The sequence below is a fragment of the Streptomyces flavusporus genome (assembly GCF_046267975.1).
GTDB lineage: Bacteria > Actinomycetota > Actinomycetes > Streptomycetales > Streptomycetaceae > Streptomyces > Streptomyces flavusporus.
Genome location: NZ_CP176503.1, coordinates 9,592,164 through 9,609,375, shown reverse-complemented (window position 1 = coordinate 9,609,375; position 17,212 = coordinate 9,592,164). Strand labels below are relative to the sequence as shown.

Sequence of the window (17,212 nt, the reverse complement as noted above, 5' to 3'; positions counted from 1 at the left end):
CACCGGAAACCCGTAGGAGGTCTCTCACATGAAGGCCTGGACACGGGACGCGGCCATCGCCCTGACCGCCGTCTCGGCGGCCCTTTCTCTTGCGGCATGCGGGCCGGGCGCCGGGGACGGAGACGCGAACGCGCCGACGATCGGTGTGCTGCTGCCGGACGCCGTCACGGCCCGCTGGGAGACACAGGACAGGCCCTTGATAGAGAAGAAGATCAAGGAGCTGTGCGGCAACTGCGCGGTCGAGTACGCCAACGCCAAGAACGATGTGGCCACTCAGCAGCAACAGGTGGACGCCATGATCACCGAGGGCGTGGACGCGATGTTGCTCGTTGCTGTCGATGCCACCTCGCTGGGCTCGGCGGTCAAGAAGGCTGACGACGCGGACATCGCGGTGATTGCCTACGACCGCCTTGCGGAGGGCCCGATCTCGGGTTACGTCACCTTCGACGGTGAGGAGGTCGGCAGGCTCCAGGGCAGGGCACTGCTGACAGCCATGGGCGACAGGGCTGACAGCGGCCAGATCGTCATGATGAACGGCGATTCCAGCGACCCCAACGCGATCTCGTTCAAGCAGGGCGCGCTGTCCGTGCTCGACGAGAGGGTGAAGATCGGCAAAGCGTATGACACACACCAGTGGAGGACGGAGGCGGCGAACATGAACATGTCCGGCGCCATCTCCGCCCTCGGCGCCGAGAACATCGACGGGGTCTATGCCGCCAACGACAGCCTCGCCGCCGGCAGCATCTCCGCCCTCAAAAGCAACAAGGTCAACCCGCTGCCCCCCGTCACCGGGCAGGACGCCGAGCTCGCAGCGCTGCGGCGCATCGTGAGCGGGGATCAGTACATGACCGTGTACAAGCCCTTCGGCCCCGAGGCTTCCGCCGGTGCCGCCATGGCCGTGGCCGCGGCCCGCGGTGAAAGCCTCGACCGGGTTGCCGAGGACACGGTGAGGACGAGCAGTGGGGAGGCGGTTCCGGCAGTCATGCTGACCCCGGTGTCCGTGACCGTCACCAACATCAAGGACACCGTGGTGAAGGACGGCGTGTACACCGTCCAGCAGATCTGCACCCCCCAACTCACGTCCGCCTGCAACAGGGCCGGGTTGACCTGACGCGCCGGTTCCGACCTGGCCCGGGCTCCGGAAGGAGATGGTTTCCGTGCCGGCTCCCCCCTTGCTGGCACTGCACGGGGTGTGCAAGCGCTTCGGTGTCGTCGAGGTCCTCACGGACATCGAGCTGGAGATTCACGCCGGCCAGGTCGTCGCTCTCCTCGGCGACAACGGGGCCGGTAAGTCCACCCTGGTCAAAGTGATCTCCGGCGTCGCCCCGGCGGACAAGGGCGTGATCAAGTGGGAGGGCGGGACGGTCCACATCAGGCGCCCCCATGACGCCCGGGACCTCGGCATCGCCACCGTCTACCAGGACCTGGCGCTGTGCGGGAACCTCGACGTCGTCGGCAATGTGTTCCTCGGACGGGAGATCCGCAGGTTCGGATTCCTCGACGAGATGGAGATGGAGCGCCGCACCAGGCGTCTGCTGGAACGCCTGACCAGGAACGTCCCCGATCTGCACGCCCCCGTCGTCTCACTGTCCAGCGGCCAACGGCAGACGGTCGCCATCGCTCGCTCGCTCCTCAGCGGCCCACGCGTCCTCCTCCTGGACGAACCGACGGCCGCTCTGGGATTCGAGCAGACCACCGAGGTGCTGGACCTCGTCGACCAACTGCGTGACAGCGGCGTGGGAGTACTGCTCATCAGCCACAACATGGGCGATGTCAAAGCTCTCGCCGACCGGGCCGCCGTACTGCGGCTCGGTCGCAACAACGGCTTCTTCGACGTGAACACCGCGTCCCAGGAACAGATCATCTCCTCCATCACCGGTGCCACCGAAAACGTGCCCCGCCAGCCGGCCACCCGGGACGCGGTGTGGTGAAAGGACTGCGCAACATGGCGGACAACACGCGGACCGCCCCCGCCGCACCCACCCCCGAGGCCCGTCCTCCGCACCCCGGGCGGGCCGCCGCCCGTGCCGTGGAGGGCTGGGTGGCCGTGCTCCGGCGCAAGCTGAGCGCCGGTGAACTGGGCTCGCTCCCCGTCGTCCTGGTTCTTGCCGCAGTCTGGATCGTCTTCCAGTCCCTCAACCAGAACTTCCTCTCGCCCCGGAACCTGTCCAATCTCAGCGTGGACATCGTGGGTACGGGTCTGATCGCGGTCGGCATCGTCTTCGTACTGCTGCTCGGTCAGCTCGACCTGTCGGTCGGCTCGATCAGCGGCCTCGCGGCGGCTGTCTTCGCCGTTCTGAACGTGAACAACGGCGTACCTGAATGGCTCGCCCTCATCCTCGCGGTGCTCGCAGGTACCGCGGCTGGCACCGTCCAGGGCTTCTCCTTCGCCAGGACCCGGGTGCCGGCCTTCGTCGTCACACTCGCGGGGCTGCTCACCTGGAACGGCCTCATGCTCTACATCCTCGGGACCAGCGGCACCGTCAACCTCGACGAGAACGGGCTCGTCGCCAAGCTGACCAGCTATTACTTCGCCAACGACGCCGCCGCCTACGCGGTGGCGGCGGTCGGCGCGGGCCTCGTCTTCCTCGTGTCCTACCAGGACATGCGCCGCCGCAAGGCCGTCGGCATGCCGCACCGTTCGCTCCGGGGAATCGCGGTGCGCACGGGAGTGGTGGCCGTGATCGCGTTCGCCGCCGCGTATCTGCTCAACCAGTTCCAGGGTCTGCCGCTCGCCCTGCTGGTCTTCCTCGTGGTGGTGGCCGGCCTCGACATCATTCTCCGCCACACGCACTACGGGCGGCAGGTCTACGCCCTCGGCGGCGGCGTCGAGGCGGCCCGTCGCGCCAGCCTCAGGGTGACGCGGGTACAGACGGCAGTGCTCGCGGTCTCGGGCACCATGGCCGCGATCGGCGGCCTGTTCCTGGCCTCCCGTATCACCTCGGTGAGCCAGAGCTCAGGCTCGAGCGTCCTGCTGCTCAATGCCATCGCAGCGGCCGTCATCGGGGGCACCAGCCTGTTCGGAGGACGCGGCACGACCTGGTCCGCGGTGCTCGGCATGCTGGTCATCCAGTCGATCGCCTCCGGCATGGCGATCACGGATATCCACACTGCCGTGCAGTTCATGATCACGGGCGGGGTGCTCTTCGCCGCGGTGGTCTTCGACGCCCTGTCACGACGCTCGCAGGAAGCGCATGGGCGGGCTTGATCCGTCCGGTTCCCGGCACACGTTTCGCGCATCAGGGTTGTGGCCGCTCCCCCTTGTGGCCCCTCCCCCGACACCGAAGCGACCCCAGCCCTTGCACGGATGCAGGGGGCCGGGGCCGTCGGTCGAGCGTTGGGCAGGCCTTGCACCTGCATCTTCCCGCGGGGAGCGGGACGTCTTGCCTTGGACCACCAACGCATGGCCCGCCGCTCGAAGTTCTGCGGCGCGTCCGAGATCCACGCTAGTGCGAGCGTGCCCGGGGCGCGCGGTGATGCCGCCGATCGGGTGAGGCAGGCACTCGGGGGGTCCTGGGATCGAGCCCCGGTGGGCGGCGCTTGCCGCCCACCGGGGATGCGGCGTCAGGAGTCGGGGCACTCCTTCCATGCCAAGTGGTAGACGGTGCTGATGTCCCCGTCGGTCGAGTCCATCGTCATGAAGCTGCTCCTGGCGGGGTCGGATGTGCCGGCGCCGACCCGCAGCTCGGTGTTGATGTTGAAGTTGCGCTGGACACCGCACGGCGCCCAGACCAGCTGGGCCCAGTCGGTGGTGTCGGTGGCCTGCCAGTTGTCGCTGTAGGGGCCACTGAAGGGGTGGTTCTTGAAGACCGTGTTCGAGGAGCCCTGGAAGTAGTACGAGGCCCGCTGAACGCCACTGGCGCCGGGCTGGAGCGAGGCGAAGCCCCGGTAATCGGCGCTGGCGATGGCGTACGTGAAGCCCTGCGGCACATGGACGACCAGGTTGAGCTGGCAGTTCTTGCGGAACGCCGTGGGGTCGGCATTGCCGCCGACCTGAGCGAGGTATTCGCTGTAGGTCACCGTGAAGGCCGTGTTGTCCGCGGAGACGGCGACGGCGGCGGTGCCCTGCGGGCAGCCGGAGCCATTCACCGTGGCGATCTTGATGACGATCCGGTCCGGGGGCGGGTCGACGAACCCGGACGACGGGTCCTGTGCGGGTACCGCGGTGGCGAGCAGAGCGGCGAGCGCACTGCTCAGAAGCAGCCCAGCAGCCATGGTTCTCCTTTCTGGTGCTTCCGTGCGGGGGGGTGGCGACCATGCGGTACTCCAGGCATGCACATGCCAACCTTCAGGCCGACCCAAGGAGAAACTGTGGACAACCTGTGAATGCCGGGAGCGCTCGCGGCGTACGCATCCAGGCATCGGGAGGCCAGAGCGATGTCCGGCCATTCCGCACGCACGCCGCGTCGGCACTGATGACCACGGCCGAACGGTGGGGCACCGAGACGAACTGGCAGCCGCCCCGGTAGCCCGCCGTCCGGGCAGATGCCGCTCAGACCCGCCCGCGGGTGAAGAGCTCCTCCGCGTGTGCCAGCACGAACCGGGCCACTTGCCTGCCCAGCTCGATGCCCGCCTCGTCGGCCGATCTGGTGTGGATGCCGGAGAGGATGCGCGCCTCGACGTTCTCGTCCGCGAGTTGCCTCCACGTGGTGTACGTCCTGGTCACGCCTGGCGCGATGGGGCTGGTCAGGTCGAAGGGGGCGGTGCGTGCCCCGAAGAGTGCCGACAGTACTGCCTCCGCGGCCCCTGCGTAGGTGGTGTGGCCGCTCGGGTAGTCGGGGTGGGCCGGCGTGGTGTGCAGCGGCGTCCAGTTCGGGTCGGGGTCGATCGCTCCGGTGCGGATCGCGGTGACCGGACGCCATCGTTCGTGGGCGTACTTGCTGTCGGAGGTCGCCACCTGCGTGTCGACCAGGGCGACATGGAACAAGGCGATCTGCCGTGCCTGCTCGGCCGTTCCGTGCGGGGAGCGGGACAGTGCCACGCGCAGCGGCTCGGTGTAGAGGGTGAGGGACGAGCCGAGCCAGAAGTCGGCCGTCTCCGTCTGGTGCGCGCTGCGCGCCGTGCTGTCCGCGGCGCCGTAGGCGCGTACCTCGGCGAGGTCGGCGGCGTAACGGCGGGAATCCAGTGCCGGCGGCGGGTCGAGCCTGAACTGACTCGGGTCCCTGAGGAGGAAGGGCTTGGCAAGACGGTTGCCGTACTGCGTCGCGGCCGCGTACGCCGGTGGTGTCGGCTGCCACAGGCCGGGCGCAGGGGCCGGCACCGGGTAGGGGGCGTTGACCGAGGTGGGGTCGAGGCCGTCGCCCTGCCGGGAGTCGAGGACGAGCTGGGCCTCGCGTCGTCCGGCCGCGATGCCGAGGTCTCGGGCCTCGCCGTCGGGCAGCGAGGCGAGGGTCTGCCGCAGCGTCGTGTCGAGGTGCTCGGTGCGGCTCGGGGCCAGGGTGACCAGCGTGTGATGGACGGCCGCAGCGAGCGCTGCTTCCTGGTATGCGGCACGGTCGACGCCTCTGGGCACGCTGCGGGTGGCGCGGGCCGCCGCGAGCCAGGCGATGGCCCAGGTGCGGCTGTTGGTGACTTGCGTGGGTGCTCCGGCCGCCGCGATGGTCTCGGCCGTGACGTCGTACCAGGTCAGGGCCGTGGAGGTGCGGTCGGCCGCAGCGGCCTGCGGGGCGGTGGCGAAGGCGGTGAGTACGGCGGACGCGCCGAGGGCGACGATGGTGCGGCGGGTGGGGAGGGATCCGGGCGGGGTCACGCGTACTCCTTGGTTGAGGTGGGGACGGCGGTGGGACGCGGCAGTCCGTAGTGCTCGCGCAGGGTGGTGCCGTCGTACGTGGTGCGGAACAGGCCGCGCGCCTGCAGGATCGGCACCACCTGGTCGGCGAAGAGGTCGAAGCCGCCGGGCAGCCAGGGCGGCATGATGTTGAAGCCGTCGGCGGCTCCCTGCTCGAACCACTCCTGGATCTGGTCGGCGACCTGTTCCGGTGTGCCGGTGACGACGCGGTGGCCGCGGGCCCCGGCGAGGCGGTGCAGGAGCTGGCGGACGGTGGGCTGTTCGCGGTCGATGATGTCGAGGACGAGCTGGAAGCGGCTGCCGTTGCCGCGCTCCCCGCCGGTCTCTATGAGCCGGCGGTCTACGGGGCCGTCGAGCTCGTCGGCGCTGAGCCTCAGGCCCAGCAGCCGGTGGAGCAGCTGGAGGGAGTACTCGGGCTGGGTGAGATCGTTGAACTCCTCGTGCAGCGCGCGTGCTTCCGCCTCCGTGGACCCGATGAAGGGGCTGATGCCGGGCAGGACGAGAACCTGGTCCGGGTTCCGGCCGAGGGCCGTGGCCCGCGCCTTGAGGTCGGCGTAGAACTCCTGGCCGCTGCGCAGGGTCTGGTGGGCGGTGAACACGGCCTCGGCGTGGGCCGCGGCGAAGGAACGGCCGTCCTGGGACGATCCCGCCTGGACGTAGACCGGGCGGCCCTGCGGGGAGCGGGGCAGGTTGAGCGGTCCGCGCACCTTCAGGTGGCGGCCCGTGTGGTTGATCTCGTGGATACGGTCGGTGTCGGCGAACAACCCGCTCTTCTGGTCGACGACGAGGGCCTCGTCCTCCCAGCTGTCCCACAGCTGGGTGACGACCTCGACGAACTCCCGTGCCCGGTCGTACCGTTCCGCGTGCACCGGGTGCGCGTCGAGGCCGAAGTTGCCGGCGGCCTGCGGCGCACCGGTGGTGACGATGTTCCATCCGGCGCGTCCCCGGCTGAGGTGATCCAGCGACGCGAAGAGCCGGGCCAGGTTGTACGGCTCGGTGTACGTGGTCGAGGCGGTGGCGATCAGCCCTATGCGCTCGGTGGCCGCGGCGATCGCGGACAGCCAGGTGAACGGCTCCAGCCGGAAGCGGCTGGCGTAGCGCACGTTGTCGGCCAGGGACGGGCCGTCGGCGAAGAAGACGGCGTCGAGCGTGGCCTGTTCCGCCCGGCGGGCGAGGTCCTGGTAGAAGCCGATGTCCAGGATTCGGCTGGGGTCGGTGCCGTGGTAGCGCCAGGCGGCCTCATGGTGGCCGCCCGGGTAGACGAACAGGTTCAGATGCAGCTTCCGGGCGCTCATGCCGCGCTGTCCTCCTCCGTGGGGTCCACTCCGAGTTGAACGAGCAGCCGGCCGCGCAGTGCCGCGTACTCGGTGCTGCCGTGGCGGCGTGGCGCCGACAGCTCCACAGGAACGTCGGCCGCGATCCGGCCACGGTCGAGCACGACGACCCGGTCGGCCAGGGCGATGGCCTCGTCGACGTCGTGCGTGACCAGGAGCACGGCGGGCCGGTGCCGCTCACACAGGCGCTTGAGCAGTGCGTGCATCCTGATCCGGGTGAGCGCGTCCAGCGCGCCGAACGGTTCGTCGGCGAGGAGCAGTTGCGGCTCGCGTACGAGGGAGCGGGCGAGGGAGACACGCTGCTGCTCGCCACCGGACAGCTCCACCGGCCAGGCCTGCTCGCGGCCGGCGAGGCCGACTTCGGCAAGGGCGGCCCTGCCGCGCTCCTCGGCGAGCGGGCCGTTCAGGCCGAGGACGACGTTGTCGAGCAGCCGTTTCCAGGGCAGCAGCCGTGCGTCCTGGAAGACGACGGAGACATGCTCGGGGGTGGTGAGGTCGCCGCTGCCCGCCACGTCGTGGTCGAGCCGGGCCAGCGCGCGCAGCAGCGTGCTCTTGCCGGATCCGCTGCGCCCGAGCAGGGCCACGAACTCTCCGGGGGCGATGGCCAGGTCCAGTCCGTCCAGCACCCTGCGCTGCCCGAAGGAACGCACCAGGTTCTCGATCCGGACCGTCGGGCGGCCGTCGGTGGCATTCAGCCCGCCAGGGTGCGTCGCCATGACAGGGCCCTCCTCTCCACGAGCCGTACGAGGGCGTCGGAGACGAGGCCGAGCAGACCGTAGACGACGAGTCCGACGATGATGATGTCGGTCTGTCCGTAGGTCCGCGCGAGCTCCATCATGTAGCCGATGCCGCTGGTGGCGTTGACCTGTTCGACGACCACCAGCGCGAGCCAGGCGGCGGTCACCGCGAACCGCATGCCGAGCAGGAAGCCGGGGAGGGCCCCGGGCAGGACGACATGGCGGACGAAGCCTGGCCTGCTGAGCCGTACCGTCTCGGCGAGTTCGGCGTAGCGGTTGTCGATGGTGCGCAGTCCGTTGTGCGTGTGGATGTAGATCGGGACGAAGACGCCGAGCGCGATCGTGATCACCTTCATCGTCTCGCCGATGCCGAACCAGAGGATGAGCAGCGGGATCAACGCCAGTGACGGGATGGCCCGCTTGATCTGCACGGGGCCGTCGATCACCGCCTCGCCGAGTCGGCTGAGACCGGACACGAGCGCGAGGACGAGCCCGGCGAGCACGCCGAAGAGCAGTCCGAGCAGGGCGCGTTGGGCGGAGGTGGCGAGATGGGACTGGAGCCGTCCGTCGGCGATGAGGTCGCCGGTGGTCTGCGCAATGACCCACGGTGCCGGCAGACTGCGGGCGTCGATGAGGCCGAAGCCGGAACCCGCCGCCCAGAGCGCGAGCAGCAGCAGCGGGCCGATCGCCCAGCCGTAGGGTACGGGCCGGCCGGGGCCGAGCCGTTTGCGGCCGGTACGGCGAGTCCGGACAGCGGCCGCCGGGGTGTGCACGGCCGGCGCCGCCTGCTGGTCGAAGGCCGTACTGCTCATGACGGCGTCCCCTCTCCGGCAATGGCCTCGGCGGCCACCGGCTCGTAGCGGCGGTCGAACAGGAGGTCCGCGGTGAAGGGCTCCCGGTTCTGCTCCTTGGCGAGCAGGTCGATGGTCTGCTGCTGACGGCGGATGGCGGCGGTCCAGTCCGCGGGAATGTCCGGGTGACCGGCCCGCGCGACGAGATACTCACCGTCCTCGCGGCTCAGCCCCTGGTCCTTCACGTAGTAGCCCGCGACCCATTCCTTCGGGTGCTGGTCGATCCAGATCTGCGCTCGCGCCCAGAAGATGATGAGCTCCCTGATCGCGGCCGACTTCTGTGCGTCGCTGACGGATTCGGTGAGCGCCCACAGATGGGCGGGATCGTCACGCAGCCCATGCCTGATCGTCGTGCCGCCGTCTTTTCCGTACTTCGTCAGATAGCGCTTGATATTGACGTCCCCGAGAGGGGCGGCATCCACTTGCCGGTTTCCGAGCGCCGTGGGATAGACGTCGCCGGTGCTGGCGATTTCCACCAGTTCCACGTCCTCTTGAGTGAGACCGGCCTCGGCCAGGATGCGCAGGACCAGGGCGCCCTGGGCCTGTCCCGGGCTGTAGGCGATCTTCTTTCCGCGCAGGTCGGCGAGGGGGGTGATGTCGGCACCCGGCGCGATACCCAGCTCGTATATCGGGTTCTTGATGGGGTCCTTGCGGAATTTCGCTGCCACGAGCTTGGTGTCGAGTCCCGTCCAGTGGGCGTTGATCGACGGGATCTCCGCGGCCGAGCAGATGTCGAGCGCGTCGGCCCGAAAGGCCTCGGAGCACTGGGGGCCGCCGCTGATATTGGCCCACTTCACCTTGAAGGGCAGCTTGTCGATCTGTCCGGACAGCTCCAGGGCGACCTTGAGGTCGGGCGCGCCGACCGTGAGGGTGGTGCCGGGAGAAACCGTCCCCGGGATCTTCTCGGCGGAGACGTCCTTGCTGCCGACCGTGGACTGCGCGCTGTCCACGCATGAGGTGAGCACGAAAGGGAGGGCCAAAGCGGCCACGATGGTCAGGCGCCGGAATCCGGGCATGCGTATGCGAGGGGTCATGATGGCCTTCACAAAGATAGGAGAAACCGCTCTGGAAAACGGGTTACGACACCGGAGACGGTGCAAGCGAAACCGAAACGGAAGCGGGCGGGACGGGCAGTCGGGTGCAGGTCAGCGACACACCGCGGTGGCGACGCGCATCAGATCGATGGCTCGCCTCTTTCGGAACTGCCTGGACTTCCGCATGCCGACGAAGCTAGCTGTACGTCAAAAACCGGTCAAGGAGCGGGCATTGGTTTCGCTGCCACTGCAATGACAGCTTCGTCGGTGCGCCATGTATGCGTAACAAATCAGCGTGGCGAGTGCCGGCCGAGCCCTGTCACCGGCGATCGATCAGTAACGTACGGGCGCCGACCGGCGGCCTGTGCAAGGGTGCTTCGGGCGTTGACACCCTTGGCATACGGAGGACTTCGTGCAGCTGCTTCCCCGCTCCCTGTCCGGCTGGACCATGGCCGTGTTCGGGGTTCTCGCCGCCGCCCTGGGCACGGTGGGGCTGATCTCCCCGGACACCCTGCTCACCCTCATGGGCCTTACACCCGTAGCGGGCTCTGGACGCGCGGAGGCAGACCACACCCTGGTCTTTCTCACCGCCTCCTCCATGGCGGCGCTCAACATGGGCGTGTACTACGTACTGGCCTCGCTCTCCGACTGGAAGGCATTCTTCCGCTGGACTGTCCCCTTCCGCCTGCTCACCTGCACAGTCTTCACACTCGCTGTGATCAGCGGCCGAGCGCCGACCGCCTTCCTGGGCGTGGGCTTGTGGGAGGGCCTCGGTGCCGTCGCGACGGGTGCGGCCCTCCGCTACGAAAGGCAACGCATCCCTGCCGAGGTCGACGACCCGGCCGCCGCCTGACGCCGGGTGATCCGCCGCAGACCAGCTGCTTGCCGGCCGGCGGCAGCATGGCCGTCACGCCTTATGGGTGGCGACTGCCGCGAACCGCCGACCGGATCCTGGTCCGTGGGTGCGGCACGTCCCTAGCCTCGGGGCATGGCGACCCTGTGGGACCTCATGCACGACTGCATCCCCGACGACCACGCCCGCCAGGTCACTTCGCGCTACTACCTCGACGAGGTCATGAGCGCGCCGGGCGCGCCGGACCAGGTGGTCGACCTGGGGTGCGGGCGGGGCACTTCCGCGGCGCTCTTCAAGAGGCACGATCCGAAGGTGCGGTGGGTGGGAGTCGACATCCGCGACTCTCCAGAAGCCCTGCAGCGCCGGCCCGGCGGCGACCCGCTGGTCCACTTCGACGGCATCCACCTGCCCTTCGGCTCGGACAGCGTGCCGCTGATCTACTCGCACCAGGCCTTCGAGCACGTCTCGCACCCGCGGGACCTGCTGGCGGAGGTCGGCCGGGTGCTGCGGCCGGGCGGGCTGTTCATCGGCAGCACGTCCCAGTTCGAGCCGTACCACTCCTTCAGCCTGTGGAACTACACGCCGTACGGATTCCGAGTGCTGGTCGAGGAGGCCGGGCTCGCCCTGGAGGAGATCCGGCCCTCCCTGGACGGGGTGACGCTGATCATGCGTTCCTACCACGGCGAGCGGAAGGCGGAGTACGGGCGGTACTGGAACGAGGAGTCCCCGCTCAACGCCGAGATCGACAGCTGGGCGGTACACACGAGGCGGCGGACGGCCCTGGTGAACCTGCGCAAGCTCACTTTCTGCGGCCAGTTCGCGTTTCGGGTCACCAAACCCCAGTGAGACCGGCCCGGCTCCGCGGTTGCACACGGGCACGCTCCCGCGGCTGCCGTCAGCGGGACACCAGCAGTTCCGTCCAGTCCCGGGCGACCCGCTCCAGTGAGAACTCCTCCCGCACCTGTGTACGGGCCAGCTCCCCGGCGTCCCGCCAGCCGCCCTCCCCCAGGCCGGCCAGCGCGTTCGCCATCGCCTCCGGGTCCTCGTGGATCCACCGCCGGTCGTAGATCTCGTCCGCCCCCGGCCACGGCAACAGAGCGGGTACGGCGGCGGAGGCCATGCCCTCGGCCGGGGCGAGGTGGAAGCTCTCGTCGTCGCTGGTGGACAACACATTCCCGACGCGTCTCAGCCAGCTCGCCACGTCCGCCCCGAACTCGTCGAAGACCACCGCCCCGTCGAGCAGCGGCGAGGTCTGTATACGGCGCAGTACAGCGTCGTAGTGGGCGCGTTCCTCGGGCTTGTTCCAGATCCACCAGTACTCCCAGGGCGGCTTGGACTTGACCGAGAGGTGCCAGCGGCGGTCGTGGGCGCGCAGCGCCTCGAGGACGTCGAGGCCGAGGTCGAGGCGTTTACGGCGGGGCGCGATGCCGATCATGCCGAGTCGGAAGCGGGCGCCGGGCACCTTGGGGCGGTCGAGCTGGTCGGTGTCCACCCAGTTCGGGATGACCGTGACCTTCGACTCCGGCCAGCCCGTGTGCTCCAGGGCGCGGCGGGCGTAGTACGAGCTGACGCAGATCACCGTGTCGACCGCGTCGATGTCGATCTGCCGCGGCCAGGCGGCGTCCAGTTCGAAGCGGTGCAGCCGAACGATGAGCCGGCTGCCCTGCCGCTTGTGGCGGCTGTACCAGACGGCGGCCGGACCGCACCACTCGACGACCACCACGTCGGCCCACTCGGCGAGTTCCCGGCTCGCGGCCGAGTCGTGGCGGGCGAGCGCCGGCCAGGCGTCGATGCGTACGTCGAGGCCGGGCAACGCGCGGAAGTGGTCGAGGAGCCGGGTGAGGAACTTCAGGTCGTGGCCCGCGACGCCGACCCGCAGCGGCCGCGGCCGGGCGGCGACGGCGGGCGGCGACGCAGGGAAGGCCTTCTCGAGCTGGGTGCGCCAGCGGTCCGCCGCGGCCTGGAGCGTGTACCGCGCGGCCACGTCCCGGCATCGATCGGCGGCAAGACGCCTGACCTCCGACTCGCGCACGGCACGCGCGATCGCCTCGACGGCGTCGTCGAGTCCCGCGCGCCCGGGCACGTACAGCGGATAGTCGGCCCCGAGCAGCGCCTCGTGGGCGGGCGTGCGGTTGAGGACGACGGGCAGTCCGAGTGCGCCGAACTCCAGGATCTTGGTGGACAGTTCGAGGCTCGCGTCGAGGACGGGCTGGCGCCAGCCGAGGCCGAGGTCGCAGTCGGCGGCGATGCGCATGGCCTCCTCGCGCGGCTGCCCTCCGTGGTGCTCGACGCCCGGCGTGCCGTCCAGCGCGCGGGCCATGGCGGCCCGGAAGTCCGGGTGGGAGCGGTCGTCGTGGATCTTGTCCCCGACGGTGTGCAGTTCCGCCCGGACGCCCCGTTCGGCGAGCAGGGACGGCAGCTGTGTCATGGGCAGGGTGTTCCACAGGGGTGCGAACTTGCCGGTGTAGACGAGCCGGAAGGGGTCGTGCGGTCGCTCGTGCTCCGGCACCGGGAAGCCGGGCTCGGGCACCGCGGGCGGGCTGAGCACGCACTTGCCGCAGGCCTCGGGCACCCAGGTCTCCAGGAGGCAGCGCAACTCCTCGGTCTGGCAGAGCAGTCTCTGGGAGGCGTCGGCGATAGGGGCGAGCTCCGCGCGGGCCTCCTCGGTCATCTCGGCGGCCGACTGCGGAATGTCGGTCAGATAGGCCCAGATCCGTCCCTCGAAACGGCCGTCCGCGACCACCCGCGCGACCAGTCTGCGACCGCGCAGCACCAGCAGGTCACAGGGCTCGCCCTCGTCGAGACCGGCGAGCACCTGCGACGCCTGCACGGGGGACAGCGGCCGGTCGGCCTGCCCCGGCAGCAGCCGTTCCTCACACGGACGGACCACCGTGACCCCGGGCAGCCCGGCCAGCGGGTCGATCAACCGCTCGGTGCGCACGGGCGCCTTGAGGACGAGCCTCGTCTCGCAGCCCGCCCGCGACAGTGCCTGCACCGTCGACTGGGCCCAGACCGCGGAGCCGTCGATGAGATTGAGGTCGACGTCGCCGTAGACGATCGCGTTCAGCGTCCGGCTCATGACGGCTCCTTCCCGCACCAGGCGAACAAACGGTGCCCCTGCCGCGCCCACAGCTCGGGCGGCACACCGGACGTCAGCAGCGACCGGCGCACCAGCAGGGGGCGCAGTTCGGGTACGAAGATGTAGTCGTCGGCGGCGAGTGTGCTGCCCACGGCGTCGGCGCCGGAGTACTCCTGGGCGCACATCAGGTCGAGCAGCAGGGTGTCGGGGCGGTCCTCGGCCAGGTCCGTCCAGTCGGCCACCCACGGAGCGAGGGGCTCGCCGGTGCGTACGGTCACGCCGGCGGCGGTGAGTTCGTCGAGTCCGGTGGGATCGGGTACGACGACCTCGGCCGGCCGGTGCACCTGGCCGAGCACCTGGGCGACGAGTCGGGCGACGTCGGCCCTGTCCTGTGGTGCGGCCAGCACGCAGATGCGGCGTTCGTCCAGCGGATCGGGGGCGCCGATCCGTCGTGCCAGCTCCGACAGGCGCGCTCGGGTGCTGTCCGCCCGGAACACCCCGCGCAGTCGCTGTCGGCCGACCGCCGCCGGGTCCAGGCTCGCGAGCCGCACCCCGGTGTCGGTGTCGAGGACTGCGTCCCAGGCGAGCCGCGCGAGCCCGGGCGCCGCCGATGCCGGGCCGTCCCGCCACAGCACGCAGGAGCGGCCCGCCGCCCGGGTCTCGGTGAGCAGTTCGGCCAGCTTGCGGTCCAGGTCGGGGGCGAGTCCGGTGCCCGTGAGCGACCAGGGCCCGTCGCCCGTGCAGGCGCTGAGCTGGACGACCAGGGCGTCCGGGTCGGTGCGCTGCACGATCAGCCGCCCGTCGTGCGGGAGCACCCGGTTGACCACGGCGTCCGCCGCGAAGTCCGCCGCCGTGGAGTCGGTGAGCACCCCCGCGATCACCAACCGGTCGCGGGGTGTGGAGGCGAACGCGCGGTGGGCGAGGTGGAGCCTCCCGTCCGGTGCCGGCTCGCGCGCGGCCGCCTCCGGCGCGGTGTGCGGGGTCGCGGGACGTGTCCGGGCCCGCCCCCGCCACAGCCCGTACAACTCCCGTGGCAGCCGTGCCGCTCCGCGCCGGGGCGACCGTGCCGCCGACACCAGCGCCCTGCCCACCCGCAGCGAGGTCGAGCCCTCGAGCATGGCCACGCGTGCCTCGAGCACACCGATGCGCTCCCGGGCGCCGCGCAGCGCGGCCGCCAGTTGCTCCTTCTCCTGTCCGGCGGCGGCGAGGCGCTCGGCGAGCCCCTCCTGGTGGGCGGGACCCTGGGCGCCTTCCGCCTCCTCGAGGGTGCGTTCCAGGTCCAGCACCCGGGCCCGCAGCGATCGTGAGACCAGGTCGGCGAGGACGTACTCGTCGGCGATCCGCAGCGCGGTGGCGAAGCCCTCCGACGGAACGGGTCGGCCGAACCAGTCGTGCGGCGGCAGAAGTTCGTCGGTGCGGGCGAACACGGCGCCCGCGTGCAGGTGCACGTAGTCCAGCGGTGCGGCGCGCAGCACCTGGCAGTGGTGGGCCACCAGGGTGTCGAGGAGCCGGTGGTAGGGCAGTTCGGGCTCTCGGTGGCCGAAGACGATCAGGCCGCGGCCGCCGGGCCGCATGCGTTGCAGTACGGCGAGACAGTCGGCCTCGGTGCCGTGCAGCTCGGGATCGGGGCCGTAGGACAGAAGGACCAACTCGCCTTCGCCCACGTCCTGTTCGCCATGGTGCAGGGCGACGCCGTCGGGGAGGTGGAGATAGGGCTCGAGGTTGAGTCCGCCGTCGGTGGCGTCCACGACGGTGGTGACGCCGTCGAGGTGGGGGTGGAGCAGATCGGTCAGGCGCATCAGCGGGTCCTCGTGAAGACGTGGAAGCCGACCTCGTTCTCGCGGAAGCCGTACGGGGTGAACAGGGTGTGTCGCAGGCCGAGGCGTTGGAGCTCGTCGGCGTATTCGGCGGTCGGGCGGTGCAGGATGTAGTCCCCGCGGGGTCTGCGGGTCCGGGTGTCCTCGTCGGTGAGGATCAGCCGTCCGGTGATCCGGACCAGGGAGGCGAGGTTGCGCAGGCCGGCCGCCCAGTCCCGGTCGTCGAGGACGTGGAAGAGGACGTCGATGCACAGCACGACGTCGTACGGCCAGGGGCTGCGCCACTCGTCCAGGGCGGCGACGGCGTAGCGCGGACCGCCGCCCTCGGCGCGGGCGTGTGCGACGGCCTCCTCGCTGGCGTCGAAGGCGTCGACGCGGTGGCCGCACCGGGCCAGGGCGCGGGCGAAGTGTCCCTTGCCGCAGCCCGCGTCGAGCACGAACAGCGGGGCCGACTCGTCGGCCAGGTCGCCGATCAGGGGGAGCAGGGTGCCGAGCCGCAGCGCGTAGAAGATCTCGTTGCCCGCGCGGTCCAGGCCGATGTGCCCGCCGGATGCGAGATCGTCGTGCTCGCGGTGGCGGGTGTCCCAGTAGGTGTGCGTGCGTTCAGACATGGTGGTCCAGCCAGCGGGTGACGACGGCGGCGATCCGGGCACCCGCCCGTCCGTCCCAGAGCGGGGGGCCCTCTTCGGGTGCCGGCTGCCCGCCGTCCAGCACCTTGCGCAGGGCGGGCACCAGCTCGCGGTGTCCGACGAGCCGGTTGGTGCCGTGGGTGACGGTGACCGGGCGCTCCGTCGTGGTGCGCAGGGTCAGGCACGGCACGCCCAGGACGGTGGTCTCCTCCTGTACGCCGCCCGAGTCGGTGATCACGGCGGTGGCTCCGCGCACGAGACTCATGAACTCGACGTAACCGAGCGGTTCGAGGATGTGAACGCCCGGTGCGCCGTCGAGGCCCGCGGCGCCGAGTGCCGCCCGGCCGCGCGGGTGCAGTGGCACGGCGAGGTCGACGAGCCGGGCCGCCTCGGTCAGGGCGCGGGCGGCTGCCTTGGCTGCCTCGGGGTCGTCGACGTTGGCGGGGCGGTGCAGCGTGACCACACCGTAGGGCTCGGGCAGCCCGTGCGCGGCACGGGCGGCGGCCGGGTCGAAGTGGTCCAGGTGGGTGAGCAGGGTGTCGATCATGGGGTTGCCGACGAGATGGACGCGACCGGCGTCGGTGCCCTCCCGGGCGAGATGGCCGACCGCCTCGGGGCTGGTGACGAACAGCAGCTCGGCCAGCTGGTCGACCAGCCGCCGGTTGATCTCTTCCGGCATGGTCATGTCGAAACTGCGCAGGCCGGCCTCGACGTGGGCGACGGGCATTCCCAGCTTGGCGGCGACGAGGGCGGCGGCGAGAGTGGAGTTGACGTCTCCGTACACGATCACGAGGGCGGGATCCCGCGCGGACAGCTCACCCTCCAGGGCGATGAGCAGGTCGGCCGTCTGCCGGGCGTGGCTGCCGGAACCGACGCCGAGATCGGTGTCCGGCTCGGGCAGACCGAGTTGCCGGAAGAAGATGTCCGACATCCGTTCGTCGTAGTGCTGACCGGTGTGCACGAGGACCTGGTCGCAGCCCGCCGTGCGCAGCGCGGCGACGACCGGCGCGGCCTTGACGAAGTTCGGTCGGGTGCCGACGACGTGGAGTACGCGGGCGTTCATGTCGTACGTTCTCCGCTCTTTCCGCCT

General features: G+C 70.4%; 15 protein-coding genes. 5 read left to right on the top strand and 10 right to left on the bottom strand.

The window, feature by feature from the left end; translation table 11 throughout:
* Nucleotides 1–28 precede the first annotated feature (28 nt).
* Genes ACKTSN_RS45315 through ACKTSN_RS45305 form a run of 3 tightly spaced genes read left to right on the top strand, consistent with a single transcriptional unit; the run spans nt 29 to nt 3,208 of the window.
* A complete protein-coding gene (locus ACKTSN_RS45315; protein WP_409474396.1) occupies nt 29–1,111 on the top strand; it encodes a substrate-binding domain-containing protein in 1,083 nt (360 codons plus the stop codon).
* Nucleotides 1,112–1,148: 37 nt separating this feature from the next.
* The gene (locus tag ACKTSN_RS45310; RefSeq protein ID WP_409474395.1) at nt 1,149–1,931 is read left to right on the top strand and encodes an ATP-binding cassette domain-containing protein; all 783 of its coding nucleotides are present in this window, start codon (nt 1,149–1,151) and stop codon (nt 1,929–1,931) included.
* A gap of 14 nt (nt 1,932–1,945) precedes the next feature.
* Complete coding sequence (locus tag ACKTSN_RS45305; RefSeq protein ID WP_409474394.1) at nt 1,946–3,208, top strand: sugar ABC transporter permease; 1,263 nt, start codon at nt 1,946–1,948, stop codon at nt 3,206–3,208.
* A gap of 356 nt (nt 3,209–3,564) precedes the next feature.
* Here ACKTSN_RS45305 and ACKTSN_RS45300 read toward each other — a convergent pair whose 3' ends face one another.
* The 6 genes from ACKTSN_RS45300 to ACKTSN_RS45275 form a co-directional block, all read right to left on the bottom strand.
* Nucleotides 3,565–4,215, bottom strand: a complete 651-nt coding sequence (locus ACKTSN_RS45300; RefSeq protein WP_409474393.1) for a DUF4360 domain-containing protein — start codon at nt 4,213–4,215, stop codon at nt 3,565–3,567.
* Between the two features lie 277 nt (nt 4,216–4,492).
* A complete protein-coding gene (locus ACKTSN_RS45295) occupies nt 4,493–5,749 on the bottom strand; it encodes a vanadium-dependent haloperoxidase (RefSeq protein ID WP_409474392.1) in 1,257 nt (418 codons plus the stop codon).
* On the bottom strand, nt 5,746–7,083 hold the full coding sequence (locus ACKTSN_RS45290; protein WP_409474391.1) for an LLM class flavin-dependent oxidoreductase: 1,338 nt from the start codon (nt 7,081–7,083) through the stop codon (nt 5,746–5,748). Before ACKTSN_RS45290 ends, ACKTSN_RS45295 begins: the two co-directional genes overlap by 4 nt.
* Nucleotides 7,080–7,838, bottom strand: coding sequence for an ABC transporter ATP-binding protein (locus ACKTSN_RS45285; RefSeq protein WP_409474390.1), 759 nt, complete (start codon nt 7,836–7,838; stop codon nt 7,080–7,082). The genes ACKTSN_RS45290 and ACKTSN_RS45285 overlap by 4 nt, the downstream gene beginning before the upstream one ends.
* Nucleotides 7,814–8,671: an ABC transporter permease gene (locus tag ACKTSN_RS45280; protein WP_409474389.1), complete on the bottom strand. Its 858-nt coding sequence runs from the start codon at nt 8,669–8,671 to the stop codon at nt 7,814–7,816. The genes ACKTSN_RS45285 and ACKTSN_RS45280 overlap by 25 nt, the downstream gene beginning before the upstream one ends.
* The gene (locus ACKTSN_RS45275; protein WP_409474388.1) at nt 8,668–9,744 is read right to left on the bottom strand and encodes an ABC transporter substrate-binding protein; all 1,077 of its coding nucleotides are present in this window, start codon (nt 9,742–9,744) and stop codon (nt 8,668–8,670) included. The genes ACKTSN_RS45280 and ACKTSN_RS45275 overlap by 4 nt, the downstream gene beginning before the upstream one ends.
* A gap of 448 nt (nt 9,745–10,192) precedes the next feature.
* On the opposite strand from ACKTSN_RS45275, the gene ACKTSN_RS45270 reads away from it, so the two are divergent.
* Nucleotides 10,193–10,597, top strand: coding sequence for a hypothetical protein (locus ACKTSN_RS45270; protein WP_409475085.1), 405 nt, complete (start codon nt 10,193–10,195; stop codon nt 10,595–10,597).
* Nucleotides 10,598–10,732: 135 nt separating this feature from the next.
* Complete coding sequence (locus tag ACKTSN_RS45265; protein ID WP_409474387.1) at nt 10,733–11,443, top strand: class I SAM-dependent methyltransferase; 711 nt, start codon at nt 10,733–10,735, stop codon at nt 11,441–11,443.
* A 49-nt stretch (nt 11,444–11,492) separates the two neighbouring features.
* Here the strand turns inward: ACKTSN_RS45265 and ACKTSN_RS45260 are convergent, their stop codons facing one another.
* From ACKTSN_RS45260 to wecB, 4 genes are read right to left on the bottom strand one after another with little or no spacing between them, the layout of a single operon-like run.
* Nucleotides 11,493–13,676, bottom strand: a complete 2,184-nt coding sequence (locus ACKTSN_RS45260) for a glycosyltransferase (protein ID WP_409474386.1) — start codon at nt 13,674–13,676, stop codon at nt 11,493–11,495.
* Entirely contained in the window at nt 13,673–15,475 is a 1,803-nt protein-coding gene (locus ACKTSN_RS45255) for a hypothetical protein (RefSeq protein WP_409474385.1), read from the bottom strand. Before ACKTSN_RS45255 ends, ACKTSN_RS45260 begins: the two co-directional genes overlap by 4 nt.
* Nucleotides 15,475–16,104, bottom strand: a complete 630-nt coding sequence (locus ACKTSN_RS45250; RefSeq protein WP_409474384.1) for a class I SAM-dependent methyltransferase — start codon at nt 16,102–16,104, stop codon at nt 15,475–15,477. Before ACKTSN_RS45250 ends, ACKTSN_RS45255 begins: the two co-directional genes overlap by 1 nt.
* The gene (gene wecB / locus ACKTSN_RS45245; RefSeq protein ID WP_409474383.1) at nt 16,097–17,185 is read right to left on the bottom strand and encodes a non-hydrolyzing UDP-N-acetylglucosamine 2-epimerase; all 1,089 of its coding nucleotides are present in this window, start codon (nt 17,183–17,185) and stop codon (nt 16,097–16,099) included. Before wecB ends, ACKTSN_RS45250 begins: the two co-directional genes overlap by 8 nt.
* Between the last annotated feature and the right edge of the window lie 27 nt (nt 17,186–17,212).

What these genes read in the sequence shown, in the direction of transcription:
- ACKTSN_RS45315 (WP_409474396.1), top strand. Translation starts at nt 29, where the DNA reads ATGAAGGCCTGGACACGGGACGCGGCCATCGCCCTGACCGCCGTCTCG.
- ACKTSN_RS45310 (WP_409474395.1), top strand. Translation starts at nt 1,149, where the DNA reads ATGGTTTCCGTGCCGGCTCCCCCCTTGCTGGCACTGCACGGGGTGTGC.
- ACKTSN_RS45305 (WP_409474394.1), top strand. Translation starts at nt 1,946, where the DNA reads ATGGCGGACAACACGCGGACCGCCCCCGCCGCACCCACCCCCGAGGCC.
- ACKTSN_RS45300 (WP_409474393.1), bottom strand. Translation starts at nt 4,215, where the DNA reads ATGGCTGCTGGGCTGCTTCTGAGCAGTGCGCTCGCCGCTCTGCTCGCC.
- ACKTSN_RS45290 (WP_409474391.1), bottom strand. Translation starts at nt 7,083, where the DNA reads ATGAGCGCCCGGAAGCTGCATCTGAACCTGTTCGTCTACCCGGGCGGC.
- ACKTSN_RS45285 (WP_409474390.1), bottom strand. Translation starts at nt 7,838, where the DNA reads ATGGCGACGCACCCTGGCGGGCTGAATGCCACCGACGGCCGCCCGACG.
- ACKTSN_RS45280 (WP_409474389.1), bottom strand. Translation starts at nt 8,671, where the DNA reads ATGAGCAGTACGGCCTTCGACCAGCAGGCGGCGCCGGCCGTGCACACC.
- ACKTSN_RS45275 (WP_409474388.1), bottom strand. Translation starts at nt 9,744, where the DNA reads ATGACCCCTCGCATACGCATGCCCGGATTCCGGCGCCTGACCATCGTG.
- ACKTSN_RS45270 (WP_409475085.1), top strand. Translation starts at nt 10,193, where the DNA reads ATGGCCGTGTTCGGGGTTCTCGCCGCCGCCCTGGGCACGGTGGGGCTG.
- ACKTSN_RS45265 (WP_409474387.1), top strand. Translation starts at nt 10,733, where the DNA reads ATGGCGACCCTGTGGGACCTCATGCACGACTGCATCCCCGACGACCAC.
- ACKTSN_RS45260 (WP_409474386.1), bottom strand. Translation starts at nt 13,676, where the DNA reads ATGAGCCGGACGCTGAACGCGATCGTCTACGGCGACGTCGACCTCAAT.
- ACKTSN_RS45255 (WP_409474385.1), bottom strand. Translation starts at nt 15,475, where the DNA reads ATGCGCCTGACCGATCTGCTCCACCCCCACCTCGACGGCGTCACCACC.
- ACKTSN_RS45250 (WP_409474384.1), bottom strand. Translation starts at nt 16,104, where the DNA reads ATGTCTGAACGCACGCACACCTACTGGGACACCCGCCACCGCGAGCAC.
- wecB (WP_409474383.1), bottom strand. Translation starts at nt 17,185, where the DNA reads ATGAACGCCCGCGTACTCCACGTCGTCGGCACCCGACCGAACTTCGTC.